Source organism: uncultured Sphingorhabdus sp. (assembly GCF_937872355.1).
GTDB lineage: Bacteria > Pseudomonadota > Alphaproteobacteria > Sphingomonadales > Sphingomonadaceae > Sphingorhabdus_B.
The window spans coordinates 1-11,804 of the sequence record NZ_CALMSV010000162.1; the positions used below are offsets into that span (position 1 = coordinate 1).

At 54.8% G+C, this 11,804-nt stretch carries 9 protein-coding genes and 1 pseudogene; 4 read left to right on the forward strand and 6 right to left on the reverse strand.

Features of this window, described 5'->3' with window-relative positions; genetic code table 11:
• Positions 1 to 111 precede the first annotated feature (111 nt).
• Positions 112 to 1,293, reverse strand: a complete 1,182-nt coding sequence (locus Q0239_RS10385) for a VWA domain-containing protein (RefSeq protein WP_298602299.1) — start codon at positions 1,291 to 1,293, stop codon at positions 112 to 114.
• Positions 1,294 to 1,439: 146 nt separating this feature from the next.
• Here Q0239_RS10385 and Q0239_RS10390 point away from each other — a divergent pair, with 146 nt between their 5' ends.
• Complete coding sequence (locus Q0239_RS10390) at positions 1,440 to 2,849, forward strand: methyl-accepting chemotaxis protein (RefSeq protein WP_298602301.1); 1,410 nt, start codon at positions 1,440 to 1,442, stop codon at positions 2,847 to 2,849.
• Between the two features lie 2 nt (positions 2,850 to 2,851).
• On the opposite strand, the gene Q0239_RS10395 is transcribed toward Q0239_RS10390, so the two are convergent.
• The 5 genes from Q0239_RS10395 to Q0239_RS10415 all read right to left on the reverse strand — a co-directional run bounded on the left by Q0239_RS10395 (position 2,852) and on the right by Q0239_RS10415 (position 8,939).
• Complete coding sequence (locus tag Q0239_RS10395; RefSeq protein ID WP_298602304.1) at positions 2,852 to 3,697, reverse strand: MoxR family ATPase; 846 nt, start codon at positions 3,695 to 3,697, stop codon at positions 2,852 to 2,854.
• Between the two features lie 83 nt (positions 3,698 to 3,780).
• The gene (locus Q0239_RS10400; protein WP_298602307.1) at positions 3,781 to 4,476 is read right to left on the reverse strand and encodes a hypothetical protein; all 696 of its coding nucleotides are present in this window, start codon (positions 4,474 to 4,476) and stop codon (positions 3,781 to 3,783) included.
• 95 nt (positions 4,477 to 4,571) lie between these two features.
• Positions 4,572 to 6,581 (reverse strand): RNA polymerase sigma factor RpoD, encoded by a 2,010-nt coding sequence (rpoD, locus tag Q0239_RS10405; RefSeq protein WP_298602321.1) that lies wholly within the window; start codon positions 6,579 to 6,581, stop codon positions 4,572 to 4,574.
• A gap of 39 nt (positions 6,582 to 6,620) precedes the next feature.
• Positions 6,621 to 8,474: a DNA primase gene (gene dnaG / locus Q0239_RS10410; RefSeq protein ID WP_298602309.1), complete on the reverse strand. Its 1,854-nt coding sequence runs from the start codon at positions 8,472 to 8,474 to the stop codon at positions 6,621 to 6,623.
• 12 nt (positions 8,475 to 8,486) lie between these two features.
• The gene (locus Q0239_RS10415; RefSeq protein ID WP_298602312.1) at positions 8,487 to 8,939 is read right to left on the reverse strand and encodes a GatB/YqeY domain-containing protein; all 453 of its coding nucleotides are present in this window, start codon (positions 8,937 to 8,939) and stop codon (positions 8,487 to 8,489) included.
• A 142-nt stretch (positions 8,940 to 9,081) separates the two neighbouring features.
• Here Q0239_RS10415 and carA point away from each other — a divergent pair, with 142 nt between their 5' ends.
• From carA to Q0239_RS10430, 3 genes and pseudogenes are all read left to right on the forward strand, one after another.
• On the forward strand, positions 9,082 to 10,251 hold the full coding sequence (gene carA, locus Q0239_RS10420; protein WP_298602315.1) for a glutamine-hydrolyzing carbamoyl-phosphate synthase small subunit: 1,170 nt from the start codon (positions 9,082 to 9,084) through the stop codon (positions 10,249 to 10,251).
• Positions 10,251 to 11,030: a hypothetical protein gene (locus Q0239_RS10425; RefSeq protein WP_298602318.1), complete on the forward strand. Its 780-nt coding sequence runs from the start codon at positions 10,251 to 10,253 to the stop codon at positions 11,028 to 11,030. The genes carA and Q0239_RS10425 overlap by 1 nt, the downstream gene beginning before the upstream one ends.
• Before the next feature lies 1 nt (position 11,031).
• Positions 11,032 to 11,804: pseudogene (locus Q0239_RS10430) on the forward strand (carbamoyl phosphate synthase large subunit); the annotation flags it as partial.

An 11,804-nucleotide genomic window follows, 5' to 3' on the forward strand; every position in this document is an offset into this window, starting at 1 on the left:
TACGCTGGGTGCTTTACGGCGCAGCGCTACTCGGGCTCATTCCCTCCTTCTTCTTCTGGAGGGCCAGCCTGCATCTGAACAAGGAACTAGACCAGAAAGGTTGAGTTTAGCTCAGCTGTTCTTGCGGACCAGTTCGCGCATAGCATCGTCCAGCCCTTCAAGGGTGAGGGGGTACATGCGGTCCTTCACCAGTTCCTTGATGATCTTGGTCGACTGGGAATAGTTCCAGTGCGCTTCGGGCGTCGGATTCAGCCAGACTGTTGCCGGATAGGTGTTCACCATACGTTGCAGCCAAACCGCGCCTGCCTCTTCGTTGAAATGCTCAACCGATCCGCCAGGGTGCGTGATTTCATAGGGGCTCATCGCCGCGTCGCCGACGAATATCAGCTTATAGTCGTGCGGGAACTTATGCAGCACTTCCCATAGAGGCGTGCGCTCGGCAAAGCGGCGGCGATTATCCTTCCACACGCCTTCGTAAACGCAGTTGTGGAAATAGTAGAATTCCAGGTTTTTGAATTCCGCCGTGGCCGCACTGAAAAGTTCTTCGCATAACTTGACGAACGGATCCATCGAGCCGCCCACATCGAGGAACAGCAAAACTTTGATGGCATTGCGACGCTCGGCGCGCATTTGAATGTCCAGCCAACCTTGGCGCGCTGTGCCATTGATGGTGCCGTCGATATCGAGCTCATCCTGCGCACCTTCACGTGCAAATTTGCGCAGGCGGCGCATCGCAATCTTGATGTTGCGGGTGCCGAGCTCTTTGGTGTTATCCAAATTGGCAAATTCGCGCTTTTCCCAGACTTTCAATGCACGTTTATGCTTGGATTCACCGCCTATGCGAACGCCTTCGGGGTTATAGCCGTTGTTACCAAACGGTGATGTGCCGCCTGTGCCGATCCACTTGTTCCCGCCTTCATGGCGTTTTTGCTGCTCTTCGAGACGCTTTTTCAACGTCTCCATGATCTCGTCCCACGTGCCGAGAGATTTTATCTTTTCCATCTCTTCAGGAGTGAGGAATTTTTCAGCAACCGCCTTGAGCCAGTCTTCGGGTATTTCGGCGGAGTTGGTGCCATATTCCGAAAGAATGCCTTTGAAGACCTTGTTGAAGACCTGATCGAACCGGTCGAGCTGGGCCTCGTCTTTAACCAGTATCGCCCGTGACAGATAGTAAAACTCTTCGGGGCTTTGTTCGATCACGTCAGCATCGAGCGCCTCAAGCAGCGCCAGATGTTCCTTCAAAGAAGCCGGAATGCCGGCGGAGCGGAGCTCGTCTAGGAAATTGAAGAACATGTGCCTGCTTCCGGTTAATCAGCCAATTAAGAAATTCATGGCCTCAGCGACTGCATTCGTCAACCGAATTGGCATTGCGCGTTTTAACCACTCGCTAAGCAATCCGGTTTACCATGTTTGCAAGCTGATAAAGGGCTCGCAACAAAATGGAAAACCTGGCTTTGCAGACCAATAAATGGATTGATGATACCGCGAAGATTTGCGGTGAAGTTGCGGTCGATTGTTCGGATACCGCAGGAACCCTTGAGCAGGCCAAAGAAGCTGCCGAGGAATTGCGTCGCGAGCACGGTTTGCTCGAAACGATAACCGACAAATTGACGCACGAAATCGAGAACGTAGCGCATGCTACGGAAGAGGCCAAAGAGCTTTCCGATGCAGCCCGCGAAAAGCTGGAGGCGAGCCATACGACCATCGAAAATTCTATGGCGGGCTTTTCGGACATGATCAGCCTGATAAACCGCTTGGGGAATCATATCGCCGGATTTGCTGCTGCGATGGAGCAGGTGAAGCGAGCATCGCAGGCGATCGACAACATCGCTCGGACTACCAATATGCTCGCACTTAACGCGGCGATTGAAGCTCAAAAGGCGGGTGAAGCAGGGCAGACTTTCGCCGTCGTCGCTGCAGAAGTGAAAAAGCTCGCACTAGATTCGCGAACTGCGGCGGTAGAAATCACCGGTACCGTCAATTCATTGGCGGCCGAAGCCGAGAAATTAGCTGTAGAGATCGGGACCGGCATAGAAGGCAGTGGTGAGGCGCAGGCCCAATTTGCAAATATGGAAGACTTGCTGAGCGGTTTGACGCACATTGTCGGCCAAGTGGATGATCGCACCAGCGAAATCGCCGTCAATACTGCTGCCATCAATCAAGGACTGGCCGAATCACGCAATGTCCGCGTTGCGGTCTCGCAGGCGAACGATCAGATGCATGATCGGTTACAGGTTGCGCACAAGGAGCTTTCCGAACTGGAACTGCGTGCAAACACCATGTTCGACAAGATTGTTCACAGTGGCATGTCAAAAGATGACAGCGTTTTCGTCGAACTCGCGCTCGAAAAAAACCGTGATGTCGTAGCATTGACCGAAGCTGCAATCGAAGCTGGCGATTTGACGATTGACGAGCTGTTTGACGAAAATCTGGTACTCATAGCTGGCAGCAATCCGCCCCGCTTCACTTCAAAGTTGACGGCTTGGGCAGACAAGAACTGGCGACCGTTTTACGATCGAACCAAGGCGTTACGCCCAGAAATCCTGACTGTAGTTTGTACCAGTCGTAACGGCTTCCTTCCGACCCATCTAAGCGAATTTTCGCGGGCACCAACTGGCGACTTGTCCCACGACACCCGCTATTGCCGTAACGGACGGGTGTTCAACGATGAGGGCATCGATCTGATCGCGAAAGCCAGCGAGCAAGACTATATGATGGCAGTCTATCGGCACACCGGTGCGTCATCGCAAGGCGGAAATCGCGATTCGGCAGTTGTACGGAATGTCTACGTCCCGCTGCGCTTCAAAGGACGCCGCTGGGGTGATCTAGAGATTGCCTATATCCTCTAGGATCAATTTCCCTGGCGACGCGCCATGAAAGCAAGCCGTTCGAATAGCATCACGTCCTGCTCGTTCTTGAGCAACGCGCCGTGCAATGGCGGAATTGCCTTGGTCGGATCGCGATTCTGCAAGACGTCTAGCGGCATGTCTTCATGCAGAAGCAGTTTGAGCCAGTCGAGCAGTTCGCTAGTTGATGGTTTCTTCTTCAATCCCGGTACTTCGCGGATATCATAGAAAATATCCATGGCCTTCGATACCAGCACTTTCTGAATTCCAGGGAAGTGGACATCGATAATAGCCTGCATCGTCTCGCGGTCGGGGAATTTGATATAGTGGAAGAAGCAGCGACGCAGGAAGGCGTCAGGCAGTTCCTTTTCGTTATTCGACGTGATTATAACTATCGGACGCTCGACTGCTTTGATGGTTTCATGGGTTTCATAAACGTAGAATTCCATGCGATCGAGTTCCTGCAACAAGTCGTTCGGGAACTCGATGTCAGCTTTGTCAATCTCGTCAATCAACAGGACCGGGAGCTTCTCCGAAGTGAAGGCTTCCCAAAGTTTGCCGCGTTTGATGTAGTTGCGGATGTCGTGAACGCGCTCATCGCCCAACTGACTGTCACGCAAGCGCGCTACAGCATCATATTCATAAAGGCCCTGATGTGCTTTGGTGGTCGATTTGATGTTCCACTCGATCAGCGGCGCATCCATGGCTTTGGCTATTTCCTGTGCCAGCACGGTTTTGCCAGTACCGGGTTCCCCTTTGACGAGAAGCGGGCGCCGTAGCTTCACCGCTGCATTCACTGCGACTTTCAGGTCGTCGGTTGCGACATAATTTTGGGTGCCGTCAAAGCGCATGTATCTTCCCCGGTTTAATCATCCGATTAACCGTTAAGCAGCGACAAGCCGCAATGCAACAGGCTTTGTGACGGATTGGGGATTTATTCGCTGAGAAGTGCGTGGTGGCGTGCAGCAATTACCTGCCAAAGGCCGCGTTGCTGTGCCAGCATCTGGTCGCGACCAAATGTCATTGCGCGCTGAACTGCCGCACTTCGTGCGAGTTTGCTGGCAAGGTCTGCAGTTGCATCCCGATTTGGAAGCAGGCAGGCGGGGGCTTCAATACCCAATCGCATCGCTACATAATCAAGCAATGGACGGCTGCGTTGCCAGTCCAGCGCAAAGGCCATTGCTGCACCTGCCGGGCAACCGTTGCGATCCGAGGTCGCCAACATTTCCATGCTGCGGCCCTGATTCTCGATAAGGCCGTTTACGCGGTCCTGACCTATTTGACGGTGGATTGGACCAGCCTCGACTGTAAGGCGATTCAGGAACACGCGTTCCAGAGCAAATGCATCGATGGCTTGAACAAGCCATTCGCGGGCTTCCTGTTCGACTATTTTCTGTCCGGCAAAGTCGATTACGCCCGGATGACGGCCGAAACAAACATTCATGAAGTGAGCGATGTCGGCTTTAAGCGCCGGTCGACACAATTTGACCTGCGAGCGCAGCTCAATTCCAATATCGCTTTTCTCTAGAAAAGCGATCAAGGGCGCAACTACCGGATCGCAGCCTTGCGCAGCAACGCTGTCGACAAATTGCCGTCCAAAATCCAGTTGATTGCTGGCTGTCAGTCCCATTCCGCACTCCGGCTTGCGCTGACTGGTTCAGACAGCACTACAAGTCGGAAATATCAGCAAAATCTAAACGGGAAGTTTACGACCCGATGAAGCGATTACTGATCAAGGAACGAGCGCATCTTACGCGAACGCGATGGATGCTTGAGCTTCCGCAAAGCTTTGGCTTCGATCTGACGGATACGTTCGCGGGTCACCGAGAACTGCTGGCCGACCTCTTCCAAAGTGTGGTCCGTATTCATCCCGATACCAAAGCGCATACGAAGCACGCGTTCCTCGCGCGGGGTAAGGCTAGCAAGGACGCGGGTGACCGTTTCCTTGAGATTTGCCTGAATCGCCGCATCAACGGGAATGATCGCATTCTTATCCTCGATGAAATCGCCGAGATGCGAATCCTCCTCGTCGCCAATCGGCGTTTCGAGGCTGATCGGTTCCTTGGCGATTTTCATCACCTTGCGAACTTTTTCGAGCGGCATCGAGAGGCGCTCGGCCATTTCTTCCGGAGTCGGTTCGCGGCCCTGTTCGTGGAGGAACTGTCGGCTGCAACGGACCAACTTGTTGATTGTCTCGATCATATGCACCGGGATGCGGATCGTACGCGCCTGATCGGCGATCGAGCGGGTAATCGCCTGGCGGATCCACCATGTCGCATAGGTGCTGAACTTGTATCCGCGGCGATATTCGAATTTATCAACCGCCTTCATCAGGCCGATATTGCCTTCCTGGATAAGGTCGAGGAACTGCAGCCCACGATTGGTGTACTTTTTAGCGATCGAGATCACGAGACGAAGGTTGGCTTCAACCATTTCCTTCTTCGCGATGCGCGCTTCACGTTCGCCCTTTTGCACCATGTTCACGATGCGGCGGAACTCGTTGAGGCTCATGCCCGTATTTGCCGCGATATCGGAGATTTCGCCGCGGATACGTTCGACGGCATCGACTTCGTTTTCCGCGAACTTGGCCCATTTCTTGTCGAGCGCCGAAACGCTTTCAAGCCAACCCTCGTCAAGCTCGTGGCCCATATAGCGATCAAGGAAATCCTTGCGTGGTACTTTATGGCGTTCGGCAAGGCGAAGCATCTGGCCGCCCAATGCGGTCAGGCGGCGGTTGAACGAATAAAGCTGGTCGACCAGATATTCGATCTTGTTCGCATGGAACTGCACGCTTTCGACTTCTGCGGTCAGGTCTTCACGCAGTTTCTGATATTTGTTTTCCGAAGCCTTGGGAAATTCGCCGCTAGAGGCCATGGCGACCATACGGTCGTTCTGAATCTTCGAGAACTGCTTGAACAGGCTCGTGATGGTCGCAAAGCGTTCCAGCGCAGCGGGCTTCAGCGCTTCTTCCATTTGCGCGAGGCTGAGGGTGTTGTCTTCTTCTTCCTCTTCAACCGGACGCGCGCGGCGCTCGGTCATATCGTCTTCGTCCTCGTCAGCGCTCTGCTCTTCCTCGATGTCTTCCTCTTCCTTATAGGAAGGGCCAGCCGTTGCTTCGCTGATCTCGCCGTCGTCCTCGTCTTCACCGTCTTCGGTCAAGCTTTCCGGCGCAGGCTCCTTTGAAAGCATCGCATCGAGATCAAGAATCTCGCGCAGCTGCATTTCGCCATTGTTGAGCGCATTCGACCATTCGATGATCGCATGGAACGTAATGGGGCTTTCGCACAAGCCGAGGATCATCGTGTCACGACCGGCCTCGATACGCTTCGCAATTGCGATTTCACCTTCACGGCTGAGCAGTTCAACTGCGCCCATTTCGCGCAGATACATGCGCACAGGGTCATCGGTGCGATCACCGGTGCCAGTCTTCTTGACTGTAGAAGTCAGCGAGCGAGGGTCGTTTTCACCGATATGTTCGACGGTTTCGGAATCATCATCATCGCGATCCTTACCATCTTCGCCAGCTTCGTCATTTTCGACAATCTGCACGCCCATATCGTTGATCGCAGACATGATGTCCTCGATCTGCTCAGATGTGAACTGGTCCTGCGGAACGGCTGAGTTGAGTTCGTCAATGGTCAGATAGCCGCGACGTTTCGCCTTCGCGAGAAGCTTTTTAACCTGCGCGTCGTTGAGATCGATCAGCGGGGCGTCGCCGCCTTCGCCTTCTTCCATTTCGGGTTGCGTAGCCAAGTTCCTGTTTCCCCGTTGTTCTTACAAAACGTCTTCGCGCTGCAACAGCGCAGCCAGACGCATGTCAAATTCGTGTTTTTCCTGTCGCAGCCTCTGTTGCTCGGCGAAATTGGCTTCGTTGAGGTCAGTGCTCGCCAATTCGGTTGCCCTTCGCAGTGCTGCTTCCAACTCGGGCCGCTGCTTCATCAGCCGGATTGCTTCATCCAGCTGTCTGAAGGCCTGCGCCCCAGCCAGTTCCCCGCTGCCCGATCGCCGGTTGAACCCGAAGGCCGTTCCGCCACCCTGCAACAAGGCTTGAGCCATATTATACAGATCGTCCCCTAATATGGTAAGCAATGCCGCACTATCAAGTGTTTCTTTGCCTGAATGCGACAATGCCGAATCGAGCATTGCCGAGAGCAGTCGGGCGTGTGCCGGGTCGCGCGGCACGAAACCGGCCAGTGTCTCCTGGTGCCGGATGATCTGCGGTGGTTCGCGCAATAATGCCGCGAGCACGCCGCGTACCAATATGTCGGTTCCCTGATTGCCGATAGTCTTGGCTTCGTGCGACGCTGGGGGAGGGGTATTGGGTTTCCAAGGCCCGCGCTTTTGCTGGGTTGGTCGAAACGGTTGCTCGCGACGCGCAAACAAGTTGTCGAAGCGCTCGCGAAAGGCATCGGCATAATGGCGGCGAATTTCCGCATCGGCGATGTTGGCGACATGGACGCCGAGGCGTTGTTTGAATCCAGCACGATCTTCGGGCGTATCAACAGGCTCTGCCGCCAATTCGGTTTTCCAAAGACGTTCGACCAGCGGTTCGGATGCCTCCAGCAGTTCGGCGAAGGCGCTAGGGCCGGCGCTGCGAACCAGATCGTCGGGGTCTTGGCCTTCGGGCAGGGTTACAAATTCTAAGCTGTGGCCCGGCCTCAGCCCGCCCAAAGCACGCTGGGCAGCGCGGAAAGCCGCTTTCTGACCAGCTGCGTCGCCATCGAAACAAAGTAAAGGTTTGGGCACCATCCGCCAGAGCATCGTGATTTGCTGCTCGGTCAACGCGGTTCCCAATGGCGCAACAGCCTCGCCGAAACCCGCCTGTGCCAGTGCTATGGCATCCATATAGCCTTCGACGACAATGACCCGGCCAGAGGATCGTGAGGCAGCGGATGCCTTGTCGAGATTGTAGAGCGTTCGGCCCTTGTCGAACAAAGGCGTGTCGGGGGAGTTCAAATATTTGGGTTCGCCCGCGCCCAAAATACGCCCGCCAAAGGCAATCACCCGTCCGCGCGGATCGCGGATCGGGATCATCAGTCGACCACGGAAGCGGTCATACGGTTCCTTGTCTTCAACCGAGATCAACAGGCCTGCCTCAACCAGCTTGTCATCGCCAAAATGCTTGAGCGCCTCTTTGAGTTTGCCCCGACTGTCAGGCGCAAAGCCGATACCGAAAGCCTTTATTGTATCCGGCTTCAACCCGCGCCGTTCGCAATAGGCGCGCGCCTCCGAACCCTCCAGCCCTTGGAATTGCGCGACAAACCAATCCTGAGCTGCCGCCATGACGTCATAGAGCGTATTGGCGCGTTCCGCTTTTGCTGCGGCTTTCGGATCGGCAGCAGGAACCTGCATCCCTGCCGCATCGGCCAGTTCCTTCACCGCATCCATGAAGCTCAACCCACGCTGGTCGGTCATCCAGCGGATGGCATCACCATGCGCGCCGCAGCCGAAGCAGTGGTAAAAGCCCTTCTCATCGTTGATCGTGAAGCTGGGCGTCTTCTCATTATGGAAAGGGCAACAGGCCTTATACTCGCGCCCTGCTTTGGTCACCTTGATGCTGCGACCAATCAGCGCGGAAAGCGTCGTCCGCGCGCGCAGTTCATCAAGCCATTGCGGGGTGAGGGTCATCGAACCCCTATGTCAGGAAAGCGCAGCCTTCACCAGCGCGCTTGCCTTGCTCATGTCAAGTTGCGGGCCGTGGCGATCTTTCAGCGTCGCCATCACGCGGCCCATATCCTTGACGCTGCTAGCACCAAGTTCGGCTTTTATGGTTTCGATGGCAGCAGTCGTTTCGGCTTCATCCATCTGCGCGGGCAGGAAAGTTTCGATAACGGCTAGCTCAGCTTTTTCGACATCGGCCAGTTCCTGACGGCCGCCCTGTTCGTAAAGCGCGATCGATTCGCGGCGCTGTTTGACCATTTTCTGCAGCACTTCGACCACGACTGCGTCATCGTCCGCCGGGGCAGATTGGGTGCGCAGTTCGATGTCGCGGTCTTTCAACTTCGCCAAGATCAAGCGAACAGCCGCCAAACGGTCTTTCTCGCCAGCCTTCATTGCGGCGATCTGGGCCGCCTTTATGTCTTCTCGAATCATGTTCCGATTTCTTTGAAAAAGTGGAAGCAGCCCTCTTAGCCACAACTTTCCGATTTTAATAGATTGACCTTGTCGCGGCTCGTCTCTAGGCGCGGTGCCTTAGCGACATCGCCAGAAACTCTATTGAAAAAGGACCGCCACCATGGCTGACCCTACCACTACGCGCGCGCCCACCGGAGCGACAGGCGTATTGGTTTTAGCCAGCGGCGAGGTGATCTGGGGCAGGGGCTTTGGCGCAGAAGGTAGCGCGGTAGGCGAAGTCTGCTTCAATACCGCGATGACCGGCTATCAGGAAGTGATGACCGACCCGAGCTATGCCGGGCAGATCATCAACTTCACATTTCCGCATATCGGCAATGTTGGCACCAACCCCGAGGATATAGAGGCGACCAACCCGCATGCACTGGGCGCCGTCGTGCGGCAGGATGTCACCAACCCCTCCAATTTCCGTGCGACGCAGCATTTCCGCGACTGGATGTCGGCAAATGGCCGGATAGGCCTTTCGGGCGTCGATACTCGCGCGCTTACCCGCCTGATCCGCCTGAAAGGCGCGCCCAATGCGGTGATTGCGCATAGCGCCGATGGCAAGTTCGACATCCCCGCCTTGCTGGCTCAGGCACAGGCCTGGCCGGGGCTGGAGGGGATGGATCTGGCCAAGGATGTGACCACCTTGCAGACCTATGGCTGGGAAGATGGCTTGTGGAAGCTGGGGCAGGGCTATGCTGACAAACCTGACCTATGTTCCGCGAAGCGACCAAAAGTCGTTGCCATTGATTATGGCATAAAACGCAATATTTTGCGGAACTTAGTTGATACTGGTTGTGAAGTCACCGTCGTGCCCGCGACCGCGAGCTTTGACGAGATCATGGCGCATCAGCCCGATGGCCTGTTCCTCTCCAACGGCCCTGGCGATCCGGCGGCGACAGGGGAATATTCGGTGCCGGTGATCAAGGCGTGGCTGGAAACGAAGAAGCCGCTGTTCGGCATTTGCCTGGGCCACCAGATGCTCGCACTTGCAGTGGGGGCAAAGACCGAGAAGATGCATCAGGGCCATCGCGGCGCGAACCATCCGGTGAAACGGCTTTCGGACGGTGCGGTAGAGATTACCAGTATGAACCATGGCTTTGCGGTCGATGCTGACACACTGCCCGCCAACGCCCGCGCAACGCACACCAGCCTGTTCGACGGCAGCAATTGCGGCTTCGAACTCACCGATCAGCCCGCCTTCAGCGTGCAATACCACCCCGAAGCGAGCCCGGGGCCGCAAGACAGCCATTATCTCTTTGAGAAATTTGCGGGGATGATGAGTTAGTGTCTACTTTTGCGCAATATGTTGCGGTCTTGATGCTCCATCTTTCGAAAAAGAAAGAAAATGAAGCAATGGCTGGGTCTTTTAAAGGCTTAGCACGAAACCTGTCGATATCCTTGTCAAATAATATCACTGATAAAGATGTTGCTGACGCCTTAGGCGTACTTATGAGTTTTGCTGGAGCAGAATTTTTCGATAGTCCACTTACTGGTGGATATTGGAAAGTAGACTATGATAATTTTAGGTATTACTTTATAGAGTCTACGCCAGACTGGGAAGATGATGCCGAGCATTACAAAGATACTCGCAATGAATGTATCAAAAAATTTCCTATTTTGGTTACGTACGCTGAAACAGGCGACGACTTTGCTAAAGACATTCTTGAACACATTCAAAATACACCTGAATCTGAATGGTCGCACCTACGAGATGACGGTCTTGATGATGTCTTGAAAGTTATAAGTGTTCCAGCTTCCGATCGCGTGGTTACACTAAGTCACAATGAGGCAGGAAACTTAGAGCATGCTGCTTCGGAAGTCATCGATCTCATAGAAGCAGAGTCGGCAATTGAGGGCGATGTTTCGCTTAAATCGCGTATTTTAGGGCAGTTAAAAGCAGGCCGTGAATTGATCCGTGAAAAAACGTTCAGTGCGTTGATCATGTATAATACGCTTTTGAGTGCACTAGTATTTCTGATGCAAAAGTACTCTGGTCAAGCGATCGCGGAGACTGCACGCGCACTTTATCAAATGCTTATCGAACTCGTCTTTTCCGGAAATTAAGATGCCCAAACGCACTGACATCCAATCCATCCTCATCATCGGCGCTGGCCCGATCATTATCGGCCAGGCGTGCGAATTTGACTATTCGGGGACGCAGGCGTGCAAGGCGCTGCGGGAGGAGGGCTATCGCATCATCCTCGTCAACTCCAACCCCGCGACGATCATGACCGATCCGGAAATGGTCGGCGATAATGGCTCCACCTATGTCGAGCCGATCACGCCGGAGGTGGTCGCAAAGATCATCGAAACCGAGCGCGCCAAATATCCGCATGAGAAAATGGCCGTTCTGCCCACTATGGGCGGGCAGACCGCGCTGAACACCGCGCTGGCGCTGGAGGCCAATGGCACGCTGGCGAAATTTGATGTCGAAATGATCGGTGCGACCGCCGAAGCGATCGACAAGGCTGAAGACCGCATCAAATTCCGCAATGCGATGGACAAGATCGGCCTCGAATCCGCGCGCTCGGGCATCGCCCATACGCTCGAAGAGGCGCTCACGGTGCTCGAACGCACCGGCCTGCCCTCGATCATCCGCCCCAGCTTCACCATGGGCGGCACCGGCGGCGGGATTGCCTATAATCGGGATGAATTCATCCAGATCGTCACCGGCGGTCTTGATGCCAGCCCGACGACCGAGGTGCTGATCGAGGAGTCGCTGCTCGGTTGGAAAGAATATGAGATGGAGGTTGTCCGCGACAAGAAGGACAATGCCATCATCATCTGCTCGATCGAGAACATCGATCCGATGGGCGTGCATACCGGCGACAGCATCAC